The sequence below is a fragment of the Salinispora sp. CH2A1_6 genome (assembly GCF_056820975.1).
Window position 1 is genome coordinate 271,506 of sequence record NZ_JBXEDG010000001.1, and the last position, 22,715, is coordinate 294,220.

22 protein-coding genes, 1 tRNA gene, 1 other RNA gene and 2 pseudogenes are annotated in these 22,715 nt (G+C 66.4%); 22 read left to right on the forward strand and 4 right to left on the reverse strand.

The features are described from left to right. Positions 1–82: 82 nt before the first annotated feature. On the reverse strand, positions 83–262 hold the full coding sequence (locus AC1UKG_RS01285) for a hypothetical protein (protein WP_482642143.1): 180 nt from the start codon (positions 260–262) through the stop codon (positions 83–85). A 156-nt stretch (positions 263–418) separates the two neighbouring features. Here AC1UKG_RS01285 and AC1UKG_RS01290 point away from each other — a divergent pair. From AC1UKG_RS01290 to AC1UKG_RS01310, 5 genes and pseudogenes are all read left to right on the forward strand, one after another. Beyond that, a pseudogene (locus AC1UKG_RS01290) lies at positions 419–595 on the forward strand (helix-turn-helix domain-containing protein); the annotation flags it as partial. 72 nt (positions 596–667) lie between these two features. Then, complete coding sequence (locus tag AC1UKG_RS01295; RefSeq protein WP_482642149.1) at positions 668–1,636, forward strand: hypothetical protein; 969 nt, start codon at positions 668–670, stop codon at positions 1,634–1,636. 11 nt (positions 1,637–1,647) lie between these two features. Further along, positions 1,648–2,187, forward strand: a complete 540-nt coding sequence (locus tag AC1UKG_RS01300) for a GNAT family N-acetyltransferase (protein WP_018815743.1) — start codon at positions 1,648–1,650, stop codon at positions 2,185–2,187. A 531-nt stretch (positions 2,188–2,718) separates the two neighbouring features. Then, positions 2,719–3,090, forward strand: coding sequence for a hypothetical protein (locus AC1UKG_RS01305; protein ID WP_482642142.1), 372 nt, complete (start codon positions 2,719–2,721; stop codon positions 3,088–3,090). Positions 3,091–3,461: 371 nt separating this feature from the next. Next, positions 3,462–4,010 (forward strand): HD domain-containing protein, encoded by a 549-nt coding sequence (locus AC1UKG_RS01310; RefSeq protein ID WP_482642141.1) that lies wholly within the window; start codon positions 3,462–3,464, stop codon positions 4,008–4,010. On the opposite strand, the gene AC1UKG_RS01315 is transcribed toward AC1UKG_RS01310, so the two are convergent. Both AC1UKG_RS01315 and AC1UKG_RS01320 read right to left on the reverse strand, forming a co-directional pair. Further along, a complete protein-coding gene (locus AC1UKG_RS01315) occupies positions 3,998–4,468 on the reverse strand; it encodes an NUDIX hydrolase (RefSeq protein ID WP_482642140.1) in 471 nt (156 codons plus the stop codon). The genes AC1UKG_RS01310 and AC1UKG_RS01315 overlap by 13 nt on opposite strands. A gap of 4 nt (positions 4,469–4,472) precedes the next feature. After that, entirely contained in the window at positions 4,473–5,231 is a 759-nt protein-coding gene (locus AC1UKG_RS01320) for an XRE family transcriptional regulator (protein ID WP_482642139.1), read from the reverse strand. Positions 5,232–6,346: 1,115 nt separating this feature from the next. Between AC1UKG_RS01320 and AC1UKG_RS01325 the strand changes: the two genes are divergently transcribed. The 13 genes and pseudogenes from AC1UKG_RS01325 to AC1UKG_RS01385 all read left to right on the forward strand — a co-directional run bounded on the left by AC1UKG_RS01325 (position 6,347) and on the right by AC1UKG_RS01385 (position 18,544). Then, positions 6,347–6,583: a DUF6284 family protein gene (locus AC1UKG_RS01325; protein ID WP_482641694.1), complete on the forward strand. Its 237-nt coding sequence runs from the start codon at positions 6,347–6,349 to the stop codon at positions 6,581–6,583. A 31-nt stretch (positions 6,584–6,614) separates the two neighbouring features. Continuing rightward, positions 6,615–6,758, forward strand: coding sequence for a hypothetical protein (locus AC1UKG_RS01330; protein WP_482641693.1), 144 nt, complete (start codon positions 6,615–6,617; stop codon positions 6,756–6,758). A 348-nt stretch (positions 6,759–7,106) separates the two neighbouring features. Further along, a complete protein-coding gene (locus tag AC1UKG_RS01335; RefSeq protein ID WP_482641692.1) occupies positions 7,107–8,345 on the forward strand; it encodes a hypothetical protein in 1,239 nt (412 codons plus the stop codon). A 105-nt stretch (positions 8,346–8,450) separates the two neighbouring features. Continuing rightward, positions 8,451–8,825: pseudogene (locus AC1UKG_RS01340) on the forward strand (single-stranded DNA-binding protein); the annotation flags it as partial. Between the two features lie 115 nt (positions 8,826–8,940). Beyond that, entirely contained in the window at positions 8,941–9,297 is a 357-nt protein-coding gene (locus tag AC1UKG_RS01345; protein ID WP_482641691.1) for a hypothetical protein, read from the forward strand. Positions 9,298–9,326: 29 nt separating this feature from the next. Continuing rightward, the gene (locus AC1UKG_RS01350) at positions 9,327–11,315 is read left to right on the forward strand and encodes an ATP-binding protein (protein WP_482641690.1); all 1,989 of its coding nucleotides are present in this window, start codon (positions 9,327–9,329) and stop codon (positions 11,313–11,315) included. Positions 11,316–11,526: 211 nt separating this feature from the next. Continuing rightward, positions 11,527–11,877, forward strand: coding sequence for a hypothetical protein (locus AC1UKG_RS01355; RefSeq protein WP_482642138.1), 351 nt, complete (start codon positions 11,527–11,529; stop codon positions 11,875–11,877). Then, on the forward strand, positions 11,877–12,155 hold the full coding sequence (locus AC1UKG_RS01360; RefSeq protein WP_482642137.1) for a hypothetical protein: 279 nt from the start codon (positions 11,877–11,879) through the stop codon (positions 12,153–12,155). The genes AC1UKG_RS01355 and AC1UKG_RS01360 overlap by 1 nt, the downstream gene beginning before the upstream one ends. Continuing rightward, complete coding sequence (locus AC1UKG_RS01365) at positions 12,152–13,987, forward strand: DNA polymerase (RefSeq protein ID WP_482642136.1); 1,836 nt, start codon at positions 12,152–12,154, stop codon at positions 13,985–13,987. Before AC1UKG_RS01360 ends, AC1UKG_RS01365 begins: the two co-directional genes overlap by 4 nt. A 72-nt stretch (positions 13,988–14,059) precedes the next feature. Then, entirely contained in the window at positions 14,060–15,307 is a 1,248-nt protein-coding gene (locus AC1UKG_RS01370) for a bifunctional DNA primase/polymerase (protein ID WP_482642135.1), read from the forward strand. A gap of 39 nt (positions 15,308–15,346) precedes the next feature. Further along, the gene (locus AC1UKG_RS01375) at positions 15,347–16,522 is read left to right on the forward strand and encodes a DUF3631 domain-containing protein (protein WP_482642134.1); all 1,176 of its coding nucleotides are present in this window, start codon (positions 15,347–15,349) and stop codon (positions 16,520–16,522) included. A 526-nt stretch (positions 16,523–17,048) separates the two neighbouring features. Further along, positions 17,049–17,261, forward strand: a complete 213-nt coding sequence (locus tag AC1UKG_RS01380) for a helix-turn-helix domain-containing protein (protein ID WP_482642133.1) — start codon at positions 17,049–17,051, stop codon at positions 17,259–17,261. 17 nt (positions 17,262–17,278) lie between these two features. Beyond that, positions 17,279–18,544, forward strand: coding sequence for a tyrosine-type recombinase/integrase (locus AC1UKG_RS01385; RefSeq protein ID WP_482642132.1), 1,266 nt, complete (start codon positions 17,279–17,281; stop codon positions 18,542–18,544). Positions 18,545–18,633: 89 nt separating this feature from the next. Here the strand turns inward: AC1UKG_RS01385 and AC1UKG_RS01390 are convergent. Beyond that, a tRNA-Ser gene (locus tag AC1UKG_RS01390) sits at positions 18,634–18,718 on the reverse strand. A gap of 81 nt (positions 18,719–18,799) precedes the next feature. On the opposite strand from AC1UKG_RS01390, the gene ffs reads away from it, so the two are divergent. From ffs to recR, 4 genes are all read left to right on the forward strand, one after another. Beyond that, an RNA gene (gene ffs, locus AC1UKG_RS01395) (signal recognition particle sRNA small type) lies at positions 18,800–18,890 on the forward strand. A 164-nt stretch (positions 18,891–19,054) separates the two neighbouring features. Next, positions 19,055–21,523 (forward strand): DNA polymerase III subunit gamma and tau, encoded by a 2,469-nt coding sequence (locus AC1UKG_RS01400; RefSeq protein WP_482642131.1) that lies wholly within the window; start codon positions 19,055–19,057, stop codon positions 21,521–21,523. A gap of 118 nt (positions 21,524–21,641) precedes the next feature. Then, positions 21,642–21,950, forward strand: a complete 309-nt coding sequence (locus tag AC1UKG_RS01405; protein ID WP_018744822.1) for a YbaB/EbfC family nucleoid-associated protein — start codon at positions 21,642–21,644, stop codon at positions 21,948–21,950. A gap of 7 nt (positions 21,951–21,957) precedes the next feature. After that, complete coding sequence (gene recR, locus AC1UKG_RS01410; RefSeq protein ID WP_018723861.1) at positions 21,958–22,551, forward strand: recombination mediator RecR; 594 nt, start codon at positions 21,958–21,960, stop codon at positions 22,549–22,551. Positions 22,552–22,715: the final 164 nt, after the last annotated feature.

Here is a 22,715-nt window from a genome sequence, read left to right on the forward strand (position 1 = left end):
ATCCGCCGGGCGGACAGGATCATTCGGGCGCGTAGCTGCGCCGCCGACAGGCCGGCCGGACTGGGCCGGGCGTGGGTGGCCATCACCGGCGGCGGTTGGCCCGTAGCCGGGCCAGCGGGGTCAGCAACGGCCGCGTATCGAGGAGCACCGTCGGATGGTTGTGCAGCGAAGAGTAGGCGCCGGCCCGCGCCTCGTACCGAGTAGCGGGACCGACCGCGTCCAACCGTGCGGAACGGCGTCGTTTGCGGAAAAGCCGGAACATGCGCGTGCTCCCTGTCGTCACGGTGAGCGTCGGCACGGGGTTGATCCCCGGTGCAACGGTGCATGGACAGACCAAGATTCGCCGTTAGGCTGCGCGTAGTGGTAGGCGTGCGCTGTGTGCACACGGATTGCCCACACTTCCAGCGCAGGAGGCGAGATGACCTCGTTTGGTGAGATCCTTCGACGGCATCGCCGGCAGCGACATCTGTCTCTCCGTAATCTGCAACGCAAGATCCAGTTTGACTACAGTTACATTTCTCAGATCGAGCGAGGCGCTCGTCGTCCCACACTCCAGTTCGCCCAGGCATGCGAAGACGCCCTAGACACCGGTGGGATTCTTGTAGATACCTACCGACAGGATCAGACGGGCGATGCCACTATGCGTAGACGATCCCTGCTACATGCCATGGGCGCGCTCGCCGCTACCCCGGCGGCGGAGAGCCTTGCCGAGTTGGAGGCGCTGCGTCATGGCCTAGCCGCTGCGACTGGCTACAGCGAGTGGGAGCAGGTAGTAGCCGACTACGGTCACGACTTCTACGTTGCTTCCCCTGCCCAGTTGGTCGAGCAGTTGCGGGGCGACCTGACTGTGCTACAACACCAACTCGCCGCCGCCCCGGCCGATCGAACGTTGCTTCGCGCAGCCGGCAGCCTGTCGGTGGTCATGACCATGGCCCTCTCCGCAACGGGGCAGAACACGATGGCTCGACGCTGGTGGCGCACCGCACGCACACACGCCGACCAGTCAGGCTGCACGGACACGCGAGTATGGGTGCGGAACTGGGAAGTCGTCAACGGCACCTACGAGCGCCGGCCCATCAGGGAGATCCTTGATCGCGCGGATGAGGCCACCGCTATCGCGGGCGACCGGGCGTGTGTCGGGCATGCGGGTGTGTTGGCTGGGCGCGCGCAGGCTCTAGCCGTGGCTGGGCAAACAGAGTCGGCACTCAAGGCGGTGCAAGCCACTGCCGTCATGACCGACCGCATGCCTGCCGAAGCGATGCGAGACACGGCCAGTATGTTCGGTTGGCCCGAGGTCAGACTGCGGCACACCGAGTCGTACGTCTACACCCACCTCGGCCACACCCAGCAGGCGCTAGCAGCACAGGACCGGGCGCTGGAGCTGTACCCCGCCGACCTCGGCCGGGAGCGTGCGCAGATGCTGATGCACCGAGCGTCATGCCTCATCCAGGACGGGCATATCGGTGACGGCCTCAGGTACGCAGCCGATGTCCTCGACGCCTTACCGCAGTCTGATCACAACGCGCTGCTCTACGAGGTGGCTACCGCAGTCGTCACTCAGGTGCCAGAGCAAGATCTGCGCCGGGTTGAGGTAGTAGAGCTGCGACAACGGCTCGCCGAGCTGCCATCGGGCTAGGCTGTTGCGGCATGAATGGGCTGACGTACACGACTACCGACGCTGTCGGCGCCCGTCAACGCACCGATGACGTGAGGAACCTGTACGCCGCCGTCTATGTCGAGCCCCCCTACAACGAGGGGCCAGAGCATGTCCGGCAGTTCCGCCGCTGGTGGTCGAACCATCTCCGGCAGCCTGGATTTACCCTCGTCTACGCCGCCGATGCCGGTCGAGTGGCAGGGGTGGCCTATGGGCACACCCTGCCGGGCGGTCAGTGGATCGAACCGGGCGCGGACGAGCCACCCGCGCGCTTGCGGGCCGCCGACAAAGTTCTCGTACCGGAATGGATGGTAGACCGCACATACCGCGGCCGGGGTGTGGGCCGACGGCTGCTGTCGATGTTGCTCGATGCGCGGCCCGAACCATACGCAGTGCTGGCCGCAAACCCACAGGCGCCAGCGCGACGCCTGTACGAGCGGATGGGCTGGCGACAGTACGGGCAGATCAGACCCAAAATGATCCCGGACATGGACGTGCTGGTGTTGCGGCTATCAAGCGAGGACCCGCTTTAGCTGGAGAGGCGCACTGCCCTGACGCCGGCGACCGGACAACACATGCCGAACCGCCGGCCTCTACCCCGGCGGGCGCCGCCATGACGGTACTCCCCGCCCGCACGTCACGCCGTCACCTGTCCGTATGGATGTTCCGGCGCGTCGCGGCGTACGCCCTACCACGGAATGGTGGTTCCGAACAGGTTCGAGCTGTCCGCTACTTCGTAGCGGACATTCACAACGTCACTGGGACGACCAAAACCATTCGCCGATATCACTTGTCGACTATGGATAGGCTACTAAAATTGTTCCGGCTGATCAGTGATCACGAGCAACGGTGACGGGGGACCTTCGTACGGGGTCGTGGCCCTCGGTCGCGCACCATCGCCGTCCTTAACCGGGCGAAGATCCATCGACACACCTACGAGAAGTCTTCCCATCACCTCGTACGTGTGTTCGACTAGCACGCTCCTGTCAGCACTCAATGGAGGTCTTCGACAGCGCATGAACTATCCCTCCCACCCCCACCCCCACCCCCACCGTCGCCCCGCCATGCCACTGGTCGCCCGCGTGACCAACGCCGCCACCGCCGCCTACCAGCGCGCCATGACCGGCAGGCGCGAACGCCTGTACCAGCAGGAAAACCGGCGCCTCCGGCAGGAGAACGCGTGGCTCCGGAACGAAGTCCGGCATTGCTGGGATGCTATCGACGTGATGGACCGTCTTGCTGGGCTGGCCTCGGAATTTCCCGATCGATCCGTGGGACGCACGGTGGTTGTCGATCAGCGGCGCCTGCTGGAGGTGCACCTCCGCGAACAGTTCGCTGCCGAACTGGAGGAGGCCCGGCGTGGGGGCTATGCGAAGGGATATGTAGCGGGGGTATTGAAGCGGTTGTCGCAGAGGCCTGGGAAGCCTGCGGAGTGACCCTGCCCCCGCCATGCCCCCTAAAGATCGTCAGGCCCCGGCGTAAACCGGGGCCTGACCTGCGCTTTTGCGCGCTTACCGCGAGCGGAGGATACGAGATTCGAACTCGTGAGGGTGTGAACCCAACACGCTTTCCAAGTTTGTCGCTTGCCGTTCAAAGGGATTCGTAGCCATGCGGACCAGGAGGTCAAGGCCCCATCTGGGCAGGCCCGCACCTTCCTGAACCGTGGCGAACGAGACGGGAAGTGAGACGGTCCGGTTGAGTGGCAGCCGCGGCTGATGCTGAGGGCAGGCTCATAAGAAGCCTTCCGGGACCGAATCCGCCGTTTGTCGGACTACTGGCACCGGGGCGCGACACGTAGCCTGAGGGAGTGAACGAGTTCGTGACTACAGCAAAGAACACCGCAGAGAGGCTGCTCGCGCAGCAACTACCACGTCGTTGGCGTCACGTTCAATCGGTCGCCGCAAAGGCTGCTCGTGTCGCCGAAACTCTTCCGATGCCAGAGCGACCGATCTTGGTAGCGGCGGCTTGGCTGCATGACATCGGCTACTCACCGGGCCTCAAATATTCGGGAATGCATGCTTTGGATGGTGCCCGGTGGCTGCGCGCAAACGGCTACGATCCACGCGTCGCGTCACTCGTCGCCCATCATTCATGCGCACTATACGAGGCTGAAGAACGGGGACTCGCCGACACTCTTCGAGGCGAGTTCTTCCTCGAAGAAACGCCGACGTCCGACGCCCTCTGGTACTCAGATATGACGACCGGCCCGGATGGGCGTGACCTTACAGTAAACGAACGGCTGACCGAGATTCGACAGCGGTACGGTCCTGACCACATCGTCACCCGGTTCTGGGCACGAGCAGAACCAGCACTACTCGCCGCGGTAGCCAGGGTCGAGGCACGTCAACCAATGTAGGGCTTCGGTCGTTGCTCGTATCCGTGTTCAATACGGAGTCGCATAGACGGATGAATTGAAAACTGATCCAGCTCGGCGCGCGACACCCAGCGAACCTCGGATGACTCGCTGCTAGGCGTAGGGCTACCACCTAGATACTCCCCATGGAAGCAAATAGAGAACTGCTGTCGGACCTCGCCGTCACTATAGGACATTACGTGCTTCGGATCGGTATAGATCCCGACTACGCCGACAACGCGGATGTCTACTCCCGACTCCTCCTTTGTCTCGCGAACGGCGGTCTCGGCGATGTATTCACCGAAATCTTGAGCCCCGCCGGGGATGGCCCAGAGCCCGTTATCCGTACGTCTGATCAAAAGTACCCGACCCATGCTATCGGTAACGAAGACCGTAACCGCCACTACGATACTGTTTGGCTTGGGGGCCGCTGGATCGTTGTAGTACTCTGTGCGCGCCATGCGATCACGTTACCATCTTTGGCTCCCACACCGGAGTTGACGATGACCACACCCGATCGAAACTGTCGGCATAGGTGTCGAACAAGTCGCCTCCGGAAATCCGCCGAAGATGCATTACCGGTGTGTGTGCGGCAGGGAAGCCGAACACATGGGCGTTTACGAGCATTTCGTCATCAAAGCGATAGATAGAGTTGTAGAGCGTTGTGCGATGAAAATGAATGGCAACGCCGGGCACCTTTCGCAAACGCTGATAGAAGGCAAGCACGTTGCGCACCTTCCCCGCCATAGAGTCTCCGATGCCTTCCTCTGCTCCCCGCTTCGACACTTCGGGGCTCTCGGGGTCACCGAGGAGAATTTCGACTCGTGCGCCTGATTGGGCCTTCTCGCGCAACGCCGCAATGAGCTGCGGTTGCTGTTCGGGGAGAAATAGCCCGGCGTACACCAGCACGCCAACACGCCTCGACGCGTCGTTGATGAGACGACGCCAGAGTTCGTCAGGGACCGCCCCGCGACGCGGGTACACCCGCACACACTCGGACTCGGCAATGCGTTGTACCCGTTCCGCCGGCGCGGCGTCCGGCCACAAGTAGGATTCGCCCTCCTTCACCAAGGCTGCAATTGCGTGTCGGTACTTCGGGTATGGAGCCCGGCCCTGCGTAATCCATCGCTCTGCTGTCTTCGGGTCGACGCCCACATATTCAGCGACGGCTGCGGGGGTCAAGCCGTTGCGAAGGAGGGCGTCACGCAATCGGTCGTTCGGCATCGCTTACCACCCCTTAGATCGACGGACTTCTAGGGACGCCCTAACCGTACGAAGGACGTCCCTAGAAGTCCAGCTATGCAGTGAAGTCGTACCCCTCCGCTTCTGCACAGTGGAGCCAGCTTCGATCGGAACGGAAGGGAAGAGATGTACACCAACGAGATCAGCAGCAAGCGGACGGCGGGCTGATACGCGCTGCTACGACACGGCCCGCTTCGGACCTGGCGGCGCTGGTGGGATCGCGTGCTCCCGGGCGAGCTTTCGAATGTAGGCGCCACTGAAGGGTGCTAGCCGCTCGACGTCAGTGGGGCTGAGGCCGTCTCTCAGGGCCGCAACAACCGCCATGATGACCGCCTCACGGGCAGTCTCGTGCGCCGCCTCAGTACGGCGGTACCGCTTCGTAGCTGCTGAAAGTTGCTCACGGGCGTCAGTCACGCCCACAAGGTTACCGCCACCTACTTGCGCAACAGACCCTCGCTTCGCTACCTTGATGCGCAACGCGGTTGCGCTACCGAGTAGCGCGACGGCGAGGGAAGTGAAGGCCCCGAGTTTGGGGCATGAGGCCCCAGATATCTGGGGGCGAGGGACCCCGGCCCCTTGGCAGTTCGGGAGGGCTTGAGACACGTCTCCATGTGCCTGTACGGGAGCACGCTCCCGAAGGAGACAGTTCGCTGAGTGGCCAGTAGACCCCTGGCACCCCTGTATCCGTCGGCATCGGCGGAGGGGGCGCATTGCACGAGCGCACCGTGGCGAGCGCAAGCCCCTGGTCGATGAGGCAACACCGACCAGGGGCACGTCGGCTCCATCAGGGCCGACCCGGCGGGTTGCGGTGGTAACGCATCGCCCCGCCCTTCGGTGATCACACCTTTTCCGACATGACCTGGCCCGAGGGTACGCCCCGTGGGTTGAGTCGCTGACCTGCGAAGCGAGGACACCATGCCGTCTCTTACCGATTCCGTGCGTCTGACGATCTCCGGTTCTGCCTGTTGGCGGGAGTGCAGCAGCTGCGGCGAGATCGCTCCTCTGGCGCCGGATCAGACCCGCTGCCGGCAGTGCCGGCCGTCTACCTGTGTTCCCCGCCGCCGGAGTGCGGCGGGCAAGCGTCGGAGGAACCGTACGTGACTGATCTGGATGCCCTGGATGGGCCTACCTCGACCGACCTGGCCGAGCTCTCGGCGGAGATGCCGCTGATTGAGGCCGAGGTGCTGCTGTTGGACGCGCAGATTGCGGTGCTGCGTGCCGGGCTGACTGATGTGACTCGGCAGCAGGTACGCCGGGCGCGACGGCGGGTGCTGCGTGAGGCCCGCGATCTGCTGGCCGCTCGTGCCGCCAGGGCGAGCTGTGACGCCGCCTGATTCCTGTTCTCTTTTCCTTAGTGAGGTTTCGATGCGTAAGGTTTTTGGCTGGCTGGCGCTGGCCTTTGTGGTGTTTTTCGCGGTTTCCAACCCGACGCTGGCTGCGGAGGCGGTGAGGTCGATCGCTTCCGGGGTCGGTGCGTTCGCCGATGCCCTTGCTGGGGGTGGCCAGTGAGGACGCCGAGCATCCACGTCATTTTGGCCACGGTCGCGTCTGTGATGGCTCGTCACCGTCTTCCTCTGCCTACCAGGGTGGAGGCGTCTCCTGCTTGGGGTGTTGAGCTGGATGTGGCCACGCACGTTGAACTGCGGCGGTGGGTTCGGTTCCTGCGTTTGCCGGTCGGGCATCAGCTCAGTCAGCCCTACAGTTCGGCTGGTGGCGGGCCGATGGTGTTGACGAACACGTGGGGTGACTGGCGAGGTATTCGAGTACGGCTGCGGTGCTGCGAGCTGGTCGGTGACGTACCTGCGGAGTTTCTGCCGCGGGCAGTACCGGTCGTTCGAGTGATCGGGGTTGGTGGGGGTGAGTGGCTCGGAGCAGTCCGTTGACTTGGAGGCGCTGCGTCGTACGGCGAAGGTTGTTTCTGTACTGGCGTGGGGTGTTGCTGGCACGATCATGATCTATGGGATTCCGATCGTGTACCGGTTCCTTGTTCACCACGGGGTTCCGGGAGAGACCGCCTGGTTGTTATCGCTCGCGGTGGACGGCGCGCTTGCGGTCGGGCTGATTGCTACCCCCATTCTGGCCCGGTACGGCATTAAGGGCGGTTGGGTCGGTGTTCTGCGCTGGGTGGCTGGGTTCGCGACGTGGGCGTTGAACACGGCCGAGGCGTGGTTAAAGCCGACCGGCCCGGACTTCGGTGGAGTTTTTAGCCATACCTGGGGTCCACTCATGATGTTTTTCGCCGTGGAGGCCGCCGCCTATTTCCAGCGCAAGATCGCCGATGTGATTAGCCGGGCCGAGGCGAGAGGCAGAACCGAAGACGAGACGGCTCGGCAGGCAGATTTGCGCCGGGCGGAAGAGGTTCGTCGGTTGGTTGCCGAGGCGGAAGAAGCTGACCGGAAACGCGCTACTGCGGAGGCGGAGAAGCAGGCGGAGCAGGTGGCGCGTCGGAAGGCGGAAGAGCGGGCTGCGGAGGCGGAAGCGCGAGCGGAAGAGCACGTGGCCGAGAGTCGGAAGTCCGCGGAGGCACTGGAGCGGAAGACGGATGATGCTGAGCAGAGCGCTCAGCGGTACCGCGCCGCGTTGGAGGAGGTGAAGGCGTCTGCTCGTGACGCCCGTACCCAGGCCGCGGAGGCTTCGGAGTTGGCCGCTAGAAACGCAGGTCAGTTGGACGAGGCGCGGTCGGTTGCGGAGTGTGCGACGCGCGGCAAGCTGCTCGCTGAGCAGGAACTGGCGGCGGTGACGGAAGCCCGTAAGGCCGTCGCTGCCGAGTTGGAGCGGGTGTCGGCCGCGCTCGCCCGGATGCAGCAGCGGGCGGAAGGGCCGGCCCGCCCGGGCGGTCGGAGGGACGCCGGTTCTTCCGCCTCGGCGGACCGGAAGAACGCGTTGGCTCTTCCGGCTTCTCCTCCGGCGGGCGTTCCGCCCGTGGATGGTGTGACACCGAGTACGGTGTTCGCGGTGTTGACGGCGTACCAGGCCGAGCCGAGCGCTAATCGCGCTCGGCTTGCAGAGTTGGCTGGCACGTCTGACCGAACCGTCCGAATGGTGCTGAACAATCTTCCAGCCGGGTTCGATCTGACGTCGGTCGAGAACGGTTAGTCCAGCCGATTCGTACACGCTGTTCGTTGATCGTTTTGCCGTAGTGCCCCTGAATCGGTGTTGCGGCGTGTCAACTTATTCCTTTGTTGAGAAAGGGCCGCTGTTGTGGCGAACGAGACTGTGGTGACTGTTGTCGGTAACTTGACCGCCGATCCGGAGCTGAGGCATACCTCGGGTGGTGTGGCGGTTGCGAACTTCCGGATTGCGTCTACGCCGCGGGTGTTTGATCGGGAGTCTGGTGGGTGGCGGGATGCCGATCCGCTGTTTTTGGGCTGCACTGTCTGGCGTGACGTTGCTACGCACGTGGTGGGGTCGCTGGCGCGGGGTAGCCGTGTGATCGTGCAGGGCCGGTTGCGGCAGCGGTCCTATGAGACCCGCGAGGGTGAGAAGCGCACCGTCGTGGAGCTGGACGTTGACGAGATCGGCGCGTCGCTGCGCTACGCCACTGCCACGGTGCAGAAGGCCGTCGCTGGCGCTGGTGCGGCCGACCTGGCAGTTGTTGAGGATGCGCCGCCGTTCTGACTGTCCATCCCACTGTCCTTGGGGCCGCCGCGGTAGCGCGGCGGCCTTGTTTATCCCCTGAAAGGACGGCATGATGCCGCGCTTGTTTCCTGACCTGGACATCAAAGACGACGCTGATCTCCTGAACCTGCTCGAAGGTATCCGCAACGTCGGGATCGCTGGTCACGACGAGATTGACGAGTTGGCCGGTTTGATCCGTATGAAGATCGAACGCTACGGGCGGCGGCAGGGCCTGTCTCGGATGCGCGCGAAGTTTTGGGGCCGGCAGGTTGCTCGGCCGCTGGTGCGGTCCGCGGATGAGATGTTGGCGGTCGCCGCGTACGCGCGGGTGTGCCGGAACCGGTTCGAGGCGTTCCTGATCGCCTTGGACGATGAGCAGCCCGGCGCGGCCGACTTCACCGTTCGCGACCGCCGCCGGAAGGCCGCCTGATGGCGCGGCGGGTGCGATACCACGGGGGTATGGACGCTGCGCGGGGGGCCTCGTACGAGGTGCGCGGTAACCCGTTGCCGTACGTGGTTCCGCCGGCCGCGGCGGTGGTGAACCTGATCCTCGCCGGGATCTTGTCGCGGATGTGGGGCGCGTACGCCAACCCGACCGTGTGGGAGGCCGCCTGGCGGGCGGGTTTGATCCTGATCTGCTCGGCGCTGATCGTGTGGTGTACCTGGGGTGTCGGGCGCGCGCGCAAGCTTGAGCTGCGGATCGCGTCGTTGCTGATGTCGGTCTGCTCCTGTGGTGGTCTGTTCGTGCTGACCTTCCGCCCGTGGTCGTTCAACGCGGTGGCGGTCTACCTGATTGTCATGGCCACGTTGTCGGTGGTGCTGGCGATCACCAAGTTGCTGCGTGGTGACGGTAGCGACGCCCGTGCCAGCGTGTTCGGTGAACTCGGTGAGCGGGTGCGGGAGTTGCAGGACATCGGTAAGACCGGCAAACCGAAGATGGCGGACGGGCGGATTGTCACGCACACCGAGATGCTGCCTGGCGCCGCGTTTGGGGATCTGCAGAAGACGGAGGTGCGGACCGCTATCGCGTCCGCGCTTGACGTGCCGGTCGGCGGTGTGCGGATGGTGCCGGACCGTACGACACCGCGGGTCGGCCGGATGGAGGTGTCTCCGGTGGATGCGTTGGAAACCCCACCGGCCTGGGCGGGGCTGTCGGCGCCGGGTGGTTCGATCGCTGACCCGATCCGGTTCGCCGTGTATCAGACCGGTTCTGTCGTGCCGCTGATTCTGCCGGGTGACCCGAGGGCGGAGCGTAACGCGATTGGGGTGATGGTCCTGCTCGGCGCGTCCGGCTCGGGCAAGACCGCGTTGCAGCTCATGCTGGCCGCGGAGGCTCGCTCACGGCAGGACACCGAAGTGGTCTACATTGATGGCCGTAAGGGCATGCAGCTACCGCAGGCGTTCCGGGACGCGATGCACGTCATGATCCACGATCAGGCCGATGGTGAGCGCTACCTGGACGGCATGATCGCTGAGGTCGCGCGGCGGGCCGCGCAGATCGGCGGTCACGGTCATGACCAGTGGATCGCCGGGTGTGCTCGGTGCCCGAAGTTCCGGGTGGTGATCGTGGATGAGGCATCCAGGTTTATCGAGTCTGAGGACACGATGGTGGAGCTGGCCGAGTCGGTGCGGTCCGTGGGAATTTTCGTACTCCTCGGTCAGCAGCGTGCGACCGGTGACCGGCTACCCACGTCGGTGCGCTCCACCATTGGCGGGGTCATCGTGATGGGGGTGCGGGACATCGCCGAGGCCAGCCGGCTGTTGTCTGAGGAAACCATCGACGCTGGTGCTGACCCGTCGTGGAAAAACCGCAAGCCCGGTGCCCTGTACGCAGAGCTGCCGGGCACCGACCCGGAGGACTGGTCACTACCGGGCCGCACATACAAGATCGACCGGGAGGCGTTGGTCGGTGAGCTCGTTACCTACCTCGCGTCAACCGGCGACACCACCAGCGGGTCTACCGCGGCAGTGCAGGACGCCGCGCAAACCAGCACGGCCACGCCTGAGGTGGTCTCCGGCGAGGCCGACAACGATGACCCAGACGCGGACAAGGACATCGAGTGCGCGCCGCCGTCGCGTGACCCGGAGTGCCTGCCCGACGAGGGCGGTGACCCGTACGAGCCGATCGGGGTACCGAACCGGACCCGGGTTCCCCTGGACTTGGAGGCGGAGACCGGACGGCAGTACACCCCATCGGAGATCCGCGCGATGGTGCGGCAAACGATCCTGTCCGCCTACGAGCAGGGGCACCGAACGTGCCGGCATTCGCAGTTCGCCCCGCTGGTCGGCCGGGTCGGTGAGACCGGGCTTAAACCGCCGACTCTGAGCAAGATCCTCAAGGAGTTCTGCCAGGGACCGACCCCGCTACTGAGCCGGACCGGCGACAAGGGCGTCTACGACATCATCGCGCCCACACAGGACAGCGAGCCCGTACTCGCCGCCGTCTAACCTCGGCACTACCGCCTCTGCACACACCCACACCCGTCACACAACGTAACGGGTGTGGGTGTGTGCGTCACGCACTTCACGCATGTCACGGACTTTACGTGAACGCCCGTCAGGTGCGTCTATGCGCGCGTGCGCGCGCGCAAGCCTCCGTGAAGTGCGTGACATGCAATCCGTGAATTCCTCGGATCTCTACAGAAAGTGACCTCACGCCATGTCATGGTTTCGTCTCGCTCGCCGCGGCGCGGCCTACGAATTCGGCCGGCGGCTCTGGCGCTGGTTCGCCGCTTTCGAGATTATCCGTTGCGTTGCCGCCCGAGTCCTACCCGTCCTCGCCATCCTCATCGCCGTCGCGGCAGCTGTCTGGGTCGCGGCCCGGACCGCCGTCTGGTGGCTACCCCGACTGACCCTGCTCGCTACCTTGGCTGTCGTGCTCAGCGCCGCGGTGTGGTTGGCGGGCCGCTACCGGTGGGAGCTACGCGCCAGCCTGCCCCGCGCCTTCGCCGCTGCGAGCATGCTCGCTCTGGCTGGGGTGCTTGGCAGCGTCGTCTACTGGCTGCGCTGATGAACAGGCCAACCGTTGCTGGTGTCGAGGTTCTGGCGCTGTTCGAACTACCCGACGAGGCCGAGCCACGACCGCCCGAGGACGCGGTGGTCGCCGTACTGCGCGACCCCGCGCCGGTCAACGATGCCGCCAGCGGCGGCATGGGCTGGCTACGTGACCTGTTCACCCCGGCGCCGCCGCCGCTATGCGTGCGGTGCGGCACCGTCCACGTGTATCGAGCGCCGGCCGGATTCGTGCTGGCCTGCCCGACCTGCTTCCCAAGCGAGGTAACAGCATGACTGTCTACCACCGCGACGTATGTGGACGACCCGTGCGGATCGTGGCCGACCCGGAGCCCGCCGACGTTGCCCGGTTCACCGCCTCGGAAACGCTGTTCGGCCTGGATGTGGAGACCACACCAATAGACGAGGGCGGGCCGCGGTTCTTCGGGCAGGGTTTCGGGGTTCGGCTCGTGCAGGTCGCCACCGCCGACCAGGCAATCGTGCTGCGCGCCGCTGACCCCACACAACGCCGAATGATCGAAGACCTGCTCAGCAATCCGCGGTACCGGTTCGTTTCGCACACCAATTTCGACGTGCTCGCGGTGTGGGCGGCGTTCGGGGTGCCGCTTGGCCTCCGCGCGATCGATACCCACATTCTGGCGTCCCTGCTCGAACCGGGGGTGACCGCTGATCACGGCCTCAAGTCGCTGGCCGGGCGGTACCTCGACAGTGGCCTCAAACAGGCCGAAGACGAGCTGTACGCCCTGTTCCGTACGCTCGCCCCAACCGGACAACGCGCCGGGCGGCGACCGGCCGTCTATGGGTGGTCCCACGTGCCCATCGACGCCGAGCCATACATTGTGTACGCCGGCCTCGACGCGATCTACGTACGCCGCCTACTCGACGTACTACTCCACCAACTCGGAGACCTCGGCTACCTACCCGCAATCGAGCTGTGGTTGGCCGCGCAGACCACCGCGCTACAGATCCGCGGAATCCGCCTCGACCTCGACTACACCCACACCCTCCGCCGCGAATTCGAACAGGCCAACTCGACGGCGCGGTCCGACCTCGAAGCACTGATGGGGTGCAAGGCGACCAGCCCGAAACGCCTGGACTGGCTCGCCGCGCGTGGTGTGCAGTTCCGGCACTACACCGACGCGGGCCGGCCATCACTGTCCAGCAAAGACGCCCTACCTGACCTGCTCGGCCGCTATCCGGCCGGTGAGGTCGGCCGGATGCTCGCGCTGACTACTCAGGTGGCCGAGACGGGGAACTTCGCCGCGAACCTGACCCGGTTCTCCGACTTCACTGACGCCAACGGCCGGGTACACCCGGACTACCGCACCCTCGCCGCGCACACCGGCCGAATGAGCGTGAAATGGCCGGCAATGCAGACCTTCAAGAAGGACGACCCGCGGCTACGCGGCTGCTTCGTCGCCGAACCCGGCATGGTCCTGGTCGGCTGCGACTTCAAAGCCGTCGAAGTCCGCGTCGCCGCGGCCCTGGCCAACGAACCACGACTGATCGACGTCATCCGCGCCGGCACCGACATCCACGACAACACCGCACAGCTGATGTTCGGCAACGGGTGGACCAGGGCCCAACGCACACTCGGCAAACGGGCTACGTTCGGCACGATCTACGGCGGCGGCGCACCCGGGCTGGCCAAACAAACCGGTGTCACCGTCGAAACCGCCCGCGATGTCGTACACCGATTCAAACGCGCATACCCGCGCATCACCGCGTTCGGCACCGCCATGGCCGCACGCAACCCCGTACGAAACGCCGCCCGGCGACGCATCCCCGCCGACCCGGCCCGCACGTACGCCAACAGCAACTACGCCATCCAATCCACCGCCCGGGACCTACTTGTCGAGTCTCTGTACCGGCTGTGCCTCGACGGCTGGCACCCACACCTATGGGCGATCATCCACGACGAAATCGTGCTGCAAGTCCCCGCAGACGCGGCCGATGACGCCCGGCACGCCCTCACCGCCGCAATGACCACCTCATTTCGAGGCGTCCCCATCGAAGCCGACGCCGAGATCATCGGCCCCCGCTGGGGTGGACAAACCGCTGAGGTCACTCCGCTCTACCCCGGCAGCACACTGCCCGCAGCCGCCTAACCATCACCCAAGCGAAACCCGGCGCACTGCTACCCGCCGGGTCAAACAAGCACGCCCGAAAGGACCCACACCTTGCCCGCCAGCATGCTGCACGCCGCCTTGGAGCTAGCCGACCAGGGCTTCGCTGTCTTCTTCCTGGGGCGCACCAAACGCCCCGTGGCCAACTGCCCCGACTGTTCCACCAACGATCCCCACCACGACCGGGCCGCGTGCGGCCACCTAACCTGCCACGGCTTCTACGCCGCCACCACCGACCCGGCACGCATCCGCGCCATGCATGACGCCGTTCCCGGTGGACTGCTAGCCATCCGCACCGGCAATGTCTCCGATCTCGCGGTGATCGACATCGACCCCCGCAACGGCGGACGCCCCATACCGGCTCTGATGCCACCCACCCGATGTGTGGCCACCGGCTCCGGCGGCTGGCACCTGTACTACCGCAACCCCGAAGGACCGCTCGCCAAAAGCCTCGACCACCGGGGACACCCCGGCATCGACATCAAAGCCAACGGCGGATACGTCATCGCCCCACCCTCGATCCACCCCAGCACCCGACGCCCCTACCAGTGGCTAGGACACCGGCCAGTCAATGAGATGAGCCCGCCGCTGATCGCTGCGTGCCGGCCCGCCAAGCCACTCACGGTCCGCCGCGCTCGACCTTTCCGTGTCCTGCTCACCGGCTCACGGACATGGACCGACGCTACCGCCATCACCACCGTGCTTGACCAGCTCTACAGTCACCACACAACCGCGCTCACCGTCGTGCACGGCGCCTGCCCACGCGGCGCAGACGCCATCGCTGACGCGTGGTGCCACCGCCGCCGGGTGACCGCCGAGCGCCACCCGGCCGACTGGAGCACCGGCCGACGCGCCGGTCCGGCCCGTAACGCCGCCATGGTGGCCACCCGACCGGACTTGTGCCTCGCATTCATCCGCGACCGCTCTTCCGGCGCCAGCGGATGCGCCCGCCTTGCCGAACAGGCCGGGATTACCACCCTACGAAATCCCGAACCAACCGACTTGCCGGTCGTAAGCCGCCCGACAACACCGACCACAACCAACAACAGCGGGCTCATCTCCAACCCCACAGCCCTACTCGCCGCGCACCTTCGCGCCGTCGACCGCGCCCCACAAGGTCGGCGGCGCGTCACCCTCTACGGCGCTGCCCGCGGCGTCGCACGAATGATTACCGCCGGTGTCGTTACCCAAGCCGACGCGTACGCCTCCCTCTACGCCGCAGGCCAACGCGCCGAGCAATCCCACTACAACATCACCGCCGCCATCACTGGCGGCTTCCGCGCCGAGGGACTCGACACATAAACCGACCACCAACACCCGACCATCAGAGCGGATGAACCTATGACCAACCCGAACCCACCCACAGCCGGCGCGGCGATCCTCGACCAACTTCACGTCAGCCTCACCAAATACGTCATCTTGCCCAACCCCGAGACCATCGACGCCGCTGTTCTGTGGATCGCCGCCACCCACGCCCAAGACTCCTGGACCCACGCACCCCGCCTGGTCATCAAAGCACCGGAAAAACGTTGCGGAAAATCCAGGTTTCTCGACGTTGTGGCCGGAACCTGCCACCGCCCACTGATTACGGTCAACGCCTCCACTGCGGCGATTTTCCGCTCAATCAGTGACACCGACCCACCCACGATCCTGCTTGACGAAGCAGACACGATCTTCGGGGGGAAACAGGCCGAGGCCAACGAGGACTTGCGCGGCCTACTCAACGCAGGCCATCAACGCGGCCGACCGACAATCCGATGGAACCACCAAAGCCGCGAGCTAGAGAAGATTCCTACCTTCGCCATGGCAGCCCTAGCCGGCATCGGATCAATGCCTGACACGATTGAAGACCGCGCCGTCATCGTAAAGATGCGCCGCCGCACCGCCGCTGAGAAAGTCGCCCCGTTCCGATCCAGACGCGACGGACCAGTCCTACGGCAACTCGCATCCGACCTGACCACCTGGCTACAACCGAACCTGACCGAGCTGGAAAACGCCGAACCCGAAATGCCACTGGAAGACCGCGCAGCCGACACATGGGAACCACTGATCGCCGTCGCTGACCTAGCCGGTGGGACCTGGCCCGACCGCGCCCGCCACGCTGCCCACGCACTCAACGCCGCCCGCGAAGGCGACGCCGAGTACTCCGACCGACTCCGAGTACTGATCGACTGCCGCACCGTATTTGCCACCTACGACGCCATACCCTCCACAGCCCTGCTCGACCGGCTGAAAGCCCTACCCGAGGCACCATGGGCCGAGTACAACAACGGCGCCGGACTCACCGCAATGAAACTCGGCATCCTCCTCAAGGAGTACGAGATCACCTCAGAAAACATCACCTTCGACCCACCCACCGGCCGAGTCAAGGGCTACCACCGCACCAGCTTCGACGACGCCTGGCGCCGCTACTGCCCACCCGAGGAAAACCCCACGCCCGAGCCATACAAGCCGTACGCAGACCCCCCAAACCCCAGCTCAGACAACGTACGACTTCTCCAGACGCGTACGGCTTAGCCGTACACCAACACGGTCGCGTACGGCTTGTACGGCTTACACCCCCACCAGCAACCCACCAAGCCGTACGCAGGCCCCAAGCCGTACAAGCCGTACGCAGACCACAAAACCCCAGGTCAGACTGCGTACGGCTTGTACGGCTTACACCCCCCACCAGCACCCCACCAAGCCGTACGCCCACCAAGCGCACCCCAGAACCCCGGCCCGCTGAGAGCCACACAGCAACATTGACGCACCCAACTTCCCGGGGCGTGGTCAGATCTTGGCCCTACGACGCTCTCAGCGGGCCGTTCTACGCGCCCCTACCGCGACACTGCTCGCGCTCTCTCCTAACGACAAATGTCGACCGAAAGGCTTTCACCGTGCGAATCAGACTCCACGGCACCGCCGCTGAACTTACTGCCACCCTCACCGCACTCACCCACGTGCTCAACATTTACCGAATAAGTCAGCCCTACCTCGACCGACCGCCATCCACTTACCACCGCATCTACCTCCACGCCACCCCGAGGGAGGACCCCCGCCCATGACCCCCACCTCCGACCACTACCTGGTTCTGACTATCGAGCAGGCCGCAAAGTGTCTCGGTGTAGGCCGTACCACGATGTACGCCCTGATCAGAACGGGTCAGATTCGCACCGTCACCATCGGCCGCCTGCGTCGAGTGCCCACCGTCTGCCTTGACGAGTACGTGCAGAACCTCCTGTCCAACCCGACACAACTCGACCACGCTGCCTAACGAAAGGAGCCCGACGAATGGGAAGAAAGCCGAACGGCGCATCCAGCATCTACAAGGGCGGTGACGGCTACTGGCACGGCCGGGTAACGGTTGGCGTCAAGGACGATGGCAGGCCCGACCGGCGGCACGTTCAGGCGAGAACCGAGGCCGAGGTAATTCGCAAGGTTCGTGCCCTGGAACGGGAGCGCGACAACGGCACGGTTCGGAAGCCGGGTAGCCGCTGGACGGTCGAGAAGTGGCTAACGCATTGGGTCGAGAACATCGCCGGCCCGGTGGTCCGGACGAACACGCTCGACGGCTACCGGGTCGCCGTTCGTCGGCACCTAATTCCCGGTGTCGGTGCTCATCGCCTTGACCGCCTGGAGCCGGAACACCTGGAGCGGCTTTACGTCCGAATGATGGCCAACGGCAGCGCGGCCGGCACCGCCCACCAGGCGCACCGGACCATCCGTACGGCGCTCGGCGAGGCGGTCCGCCGTGGCCATCTCGCCCGGAATCCTGCCGCGCTGGCCAAGCCGCCCCGCCTGCCGGATTCCGAGGTGCAGCCGTACTCCGTTCCGGAGGTGCAGGCGATCCTGCATGCGGCAGCGTCCCGGCGGAACAGCGCGCGATGGGCGGTGGCCCTGGCGCTCGGCCTGCGTCAGGGTGAAGCGCTCGGCCTGAAATGGCCGGACGTGGATTTGGGCAACGGATCGTTGACCGTCCGCCGGGCATTGCTTCGGCCGAAGTGGCGTCACGGCTGCGATGGGAAGTGCGAACAGGAGTTGCCTGGTCAATGTCCCGAGCGGGTGAACGAACGCCCGGTTGCGGCGGACACGAAGTCCCGTGCCGGCCGCCGCTCCATCGGTCTGCCGGATGCCCTGGTTAACCTGCTACGGCGACACTGGAAAGAACAGGACGCCGAGCGCGAAACCGCTGCGCAACTCTGGCAGGACGAAGGATGGGTATTCGCCTCGCCGACCGGTGAGGCGATTCACCAGGCGACGGACTACGACGAGTGGAAGCGGCTTCTTAGGCTCGCCGGAGTGCGGGATGGCCGGCTGCACGACGCTCGGCACACTGCCGCCACTGTGCTCCTGGTTCTCGGCGTCTCCGGCCGCGCCGTGATGGGCATCATGGGTTGGTCCAACTCGGCGATGGCTGTTCGGTACCAGCACATGACCGACCAGGTACGCCGGGACATCGCGCAGCAACTCGGCGGACTGCTCTGGGGTGACGTGCCGAGAGGGCCGGGGGAGAAGGCCACGGAGCCGCCGCCCGACCAGCCGGAACAGGGCAAGTGAGACGACAACTGAGACGAGAGCGACCGTAGACACGACTCAGGGCCGGTCCCTTCGGGGGCCGGCCCTGTCGTTTTACCTGCTCAAGCGAGCGGAGGATACGAGATTCGAACTCGTGAGGGTGTGAACCCAACACGCTTTCCAAGCGTGCGCCCTAGGCCTCTAGGCGAATCCTCCGCCGAACAGGATACAGGTCCCGCCGGGGGCGCCCACCCCACCACCCCCCGTTGATCGACATTCGGTCGGGTAGGCTGTCTGCACCCCCCGTGCGGCGTGCATCTCGTGAACCTCCCCAGGGCCGGAAGGCAGCAAGGATAAGCGGGCTCTGGCGGGTGCACGGGGGGCCTTTCGGTGCCGCCTCGGCACCTGCCGCTGAGCTGCCTTGTCACCAAGGGCTCCTTCTGTTAACGCGGGCGTCAATCTGGTTCCTTCCTTGCCCCGGAGTCAGCGGGGCGGGTGGTCACCCGGGCCGGACCGGCGCAGAATGGCTCGGTCGAGAGGAGGCGGGACGCTGTGGCGCTGGCGCTCTACCGCAAGTACCGGCCACGTACCTTCGCCGAGGTTATCGGGCAGGAGCACGTCACCGAGCCGTTGTCGCAGGCGTTGCGCAGCGGGCGGCTCAATCACGCGTACCTCTTCTCTGGGCCGCGTGGCTGTGGCAAGACCTCCAGTGCCCGGATCCTGGCCCGGTCGCTCAACTGCGAGCACGGCCCGACCCCGGAGCCCTGTGGGACCTGTGCCTCCTGCCGGGCGTTGGCCACCGATGGTGCCGGTTCGATCGATGTCATCGAGATCGACGCGGCCAGCCACGGCGGCGTTGACGACGCGCGCGAGCTGCGGGAGAAGGCGTTCTTCGCGCCGGCGCAGAGCCGCTTCAAGATCTACGTCATCGACGAGGCGCACATGGTCTCGTCGGCCGGCTTCAACGCGCTACTCAAGCTGGTCGAGGAGCCCCCGGAGTACGTCAAGTTCATCTTCGCCACCACCGAGCCGGAGAAGGTCCTCGGCACGATCAAGTCGCGGACCCACCACTACCCGTTCCGGCTGATCCCGCCGAAGGTGCTCCGGCCCTACCTGGAACAGCTCTGCCAGGCCGAGGGGGTCCAGGTCGAGCCGGCGGTCTTCCCTCTCGTGGTGCGGGCCGGCGGCGGCAGCGCCCGGGACAGTCTCTCGGTGCTCGACCAGCTCATCGCCGGGGCAGGTTCGGAGGGCGTCACCTACGCCCGGGCGGCCGCGCTGCTCGGTGTCACCGACTCGGCGCTGATCGACGAGATGTGCGACGCGCTCGCCGCGGGGGACGGTGCGGCGGCGTACGCCACCGTTGACCGGATCGTCGGCGCCGGGCACGACCCACGTCGGTTCGCCGCTGACCTGCTGGAGCGCCTGCGTGACCTGATCATCCTCCAGCGGGTGCCGGACGCCGCGCCGAAGGGCCTGGTGGATGGCCCGGACGACCAGATCGAGCGAATGACCGCCCAGGCGCAGCGGCTTGGGCCGGGCACCCTGTCCCGGTGTGCTGACATCGTGCACGACGGCTTGGTCGAGATGCGGGGTGCCACCGCGCCCCGGCTGCTGCTGGAACTGATCTGCGCCCGGCTGTTGCTGCCCGGTGCCGACGACTCGGCCGTTGGCCTCCTGCAACGCCTCGAAACTCTGGAGCGTCGGCTCACGCTCGCCGGTGCCGGTGCCGGTGCCGGTGCCGACACCCCGCCGGCTGCTCCTCAGCCGGCTGTCCCCGCCGCGCCGGCGGCCGGCCCGTCTCCCGCGCCGGCCGCTGCTACGCCTGCCGCGCCGGCTGCCCCTGCGCCGGCCGCTGCTACGCCTTCCGTGCCAGCGGCCGACTCCCCGCCCCGCCCGGCGGTTACCGCGACATCCGCGAGCGTGGAGAGCCCGGCTGGTCCGGACGCATCTGACAGTGCGCGCCGCGCCTCCCCCCGGCCGGCGGTTATGCCCGATCCGGCCACCCCCGAGCCGCCCCGGCCGGGTACGAACGGCCCGGGCCCGCTCGACGCGGCCGCGGTACGGCGGCGCTGGTCGGAGGTGGTCGGCCTGGTGGGTCGCAAGAGCAAGAAGGCCGCTGCCTGGGCGCGGGAGGCGACGGTCCACGAGGTTGATGGTCAGACCCTCGTGCTGGCCTTCCGCTATCCGTTCCACGCCCAGGCCCTCGCCAACGAACCGGATCTGCTCATCGAGTCCCTTCATGAGGAGCTGGGCGAGCGCTGGCAGATCAGGTGTGAGGTGGCCGGTGAGCGGGTCGGCGGACCCGCTGCCGGTCCCCGCGCCAGCGGCCCGGCTCGGCCTGCGCCCGCCCCGGCCCGGCCGGAGTCGGCGGCGACTCCCGCCGCGCTGCCCCGTCCGTCGGCGGGTGGTGGGGCGGCCGATGGTGCGGCCCGGCGCTCCGCTGGGCCCGCCGAGGAGCAGGAGTGGCCGGAGCCGGCGCGCCCCGGTGGGGCTGCCCCGCCCGCGCCGGCGGGTGCAGCCGAGGAGTGGCCCGCGACGGCCCGCCCAGGTGGGCTGGGGGTGGCCGCCCCGGCTCCGTCAGCAGCGGCGTCGGCGGGGCCAGCAGCGCCACCGGCGGGCGCGACCGCCGGTGGCGGCCGGGCCTCCGGCGCGGGAGCGGCGCCTGCCGCTGCGGTCGCATCCCGGCCGTCAGCGTCGAGTGGTACCCCCGCGAGTAGTGGGATCGCTGCCGCCCGGGCAGCGGCTGCCGGTGGGGGCCGGGGGCAGCGTTCCGCCACCTCGCCGCGGCGGATAGCGGAGCCGGACTGGGCCGGCGAGCCGCCGTACGATCCGGACTACGACGGTGTGCCGCGTGGTGGTACGGCTGCCGCGGTGGTGCACGAGGGGTTCGATCCGGGAGACGAGCCGCTGGACGAGGTGATCGATGAGCGGACCGCCCGCCAGTCCAGTGAGGAGCAGGCGGTGCGGCTGCTCCGCGAGGCGTTCGGCGCGGAGCGGATCGACGAGGTGGAGTCCCGTTAGGGCGGCGGTGCTGCCGGCGGGATGCAACACCAATAAGCAACACCAGTGAGCAGTAGCAGAGTTCGCAGCAGGTCGAGTGATTAAGGAGCCGTTCGTGCGCCCAGGTGGACAGCCGAACATGCAGCAGATGCTGAAGCAGGCGCAGAAGATGCAGCAGCAGATCGCCAAGGCGCAGGCCGAGTTGGCCGAGGCGGAGCTGACCGGTGCCGCGGGCGGTGGCCTGGTCACCGCGACCGTCGCCGGCACCGGCGAGCTCAAGTCGGTCACGATCGACCCCAAGGCGGTCGATCCGGAGGATGTCGAGACCCTGGAGGATCTGGTGGTCGCGGCCGTGCGGAACGCCGCCGAGGCGGCTCGGGAGCTGACCGACCAGAAGATGGGGCCGGTGGCCGGCGGCATGGGCGGCCTCGGCCTGCCCGGTTTCTGAGCCGACGATGTACGAGGGCGCCATCCAGGACCTGATTGACGAGCTGGGCCGGCTGCCGGGCGTTGGCCCGAAGAGCGCTCAGCGGATCGCCTTTCACGTCCTGTCCGCGGATCCGGCTGACATCAACCGGCTGGCCGGCGCGTTGCGCAAGGTCAAGGAGCTGGTCCGCTTCTGCACCAGCTGCTACAACGTGGCCGAGTCCGAGCAGTGTCGGATCTGTCGGGATCCGCGCCGTACCGATGAGGTGCTCTGCGTGGTGGAGGAGCCGAAGGATGTGGTGGCGATCGAGCGGACCGGGGAGTTCCGCGGCCGCTACCACGTCCTCGGTGGCGCGATCAACCCGCTGGAGGGCGTCGGGCCGGACAATCTGCGCGTCCGGGAGTTGCTGACCCGGCTGGGCGGCGGCGCGGTGCGGGAGCTGATCCTGGCCACCGACCCGAACACCGAGGGCGAGGCGACCGCCACCTACCTGGCGCTGATGGTGAAGCCGATGGGCATCGCGGTGACCCGGCTGGCCAGTGGTCTGCCGGTCGGCGGTGACCTGGAGTACGCCGACGAGATCACTCTCGGTCGTGCCTTCGAGGGGCGCCGAACGGTCTGAGCTCCGGCTGGCAAGCGCGGACCAACGGCCTGGGCGCCACTGGCACCCCGCAGGGGCGACAGGCCTGGCCCCGCTGGTGCCCGGGCCAACGGTCTGGGCCCTGCTGGCATCGCATCAACGGGGGTCGTATTGATCTAACACCTGAGGTCTTCCAGGGCTGGGAT

Excerpts from the sequence above, each read along its gene's own strand:
- AC1UKG_RS01315 (WP_482642140.1), bottom strand. The coding sequence starts at position 4,468 with ATGGCGCGCACAGAGTACTACAACGATCCAGCGGCCCCCAAGCCAAAC.
- AC1UKG_RS01300 (WP_018815743.1), top strand. The coding sequence starts at position 1,648 with ATGAATGGGCTGACGTACACGACTACCGACGCTGTCGGCGCCCGTCAA.
- AC1UKG_RS01295 (WP_482642149.1), top strand. The coding sequence starts at position 668 with ATGGGCGCGCTCGCCGCTACCCCGGCGGCGGAGAGCCTTGCCGAGTTG.
- AC1UKG_RS01355 (WP_482642138.1), top strand. The coding sequence starts at position 11,527 with ATGTCATGGTTTCGTCTCGCTCGCCGCGGCGCGGCCTACGAATTCGGC.
- AC1UKG_RS01285 (WP_482642143.1), bottom strand. The coding sequence starts at position 262 with ATGTTCCGGCTTTTCCGCAAACGACGCCGTTCCGCACGGTTGGACGCG.
- AC1UKG_RS01380 (WP_482642133.1), top strand. The coding sequence starts at position 17,049 with ATGACCCCCACCTCCGACCACTACCTGGTTCTGACTATCGAGCAGGCC.
- AC1UKG_RS01350 (WP_482641690.1), top strand. The coding sequence starts at position 9,327 with ATGGACGCTGCGCGGGGGGCCTCGTACGAGGTGCGCGGTAACCCGTTG.
- AC1UKG_RS01385 (WP_482642132.1), top strand. The coding sequence starts at position 17,279 with ATGGGAAGAAAGCCGAACGGCGCATCCAGCATCTACAAGGGCGGTGAC.
- recR (WP_018723861.1), top strand. The coding sequence starts at position 21,958 with ATGTACGAGGGCGCCATCCAGGACCTGATTGACGAGCTGGGCCGGCTG.
- AC1UKG_RS01345 (WP_482641691.1), top strand. The coding sequence starts at position 8,941 with ATGCCGCGCTTGTTTCCTGACCTGGACATCAAAGACGACGCTGATCTC.
- AC1UKG_RS01360 (WP_482642137.1), top strand. The coding sequence starts at position 11,877 with ATGAACAGGCCAACCGTTGCTGGTGTCGAGGTTCTGGCGCTGTTCGAA.
- AC1UKG_RS01365 (WP_482642136.1), top strand. The coding sequence starts at position 12,152 with ATGACTGTCTACCACCGCGACGTATGTGGACGACCCGTGCGGATCGTG.
- AC1UKG_RS01405 (WP_018744822.1), top strand. The coding sequence starts at position 21,642 with ATGCAGCAGATGCTGAAGCAGGCGCAGAAGATGCAGCAGCAGATCGCC.
- AC1UKG_RS01330 (WP_482641693.1), top strand. The coding sequence starts at position 6,615 with ATGCGTAAGGTTTTTGGCTGGCTGGCGCTGGCCTTTGTGGTGTTTTTC.
- AC1UKG_RS01375 (WP_482642134.1), top strand. The coding sequence starts at position 15,347 with ATGACCAACCCGAACCCACCCACAGCCGGCGCGGCGATCCTCGACCAA.
- AC1UKG_RS01305 (WP_482642142.1), top strand. The coding sequence starts at position 2,719 with ATGCCACTGGTCGCCCGCGTGACCAACGCCGCCACCGCCGCCTACCAG.
- AC1UKG_RS01320 (WP_482642139.1), bottom strand. The coding sequence starts at position 5,231 with ATGCCGAACGACCGATTGCGTGACGCCCTCCTTCGCAACGGCTTGACC.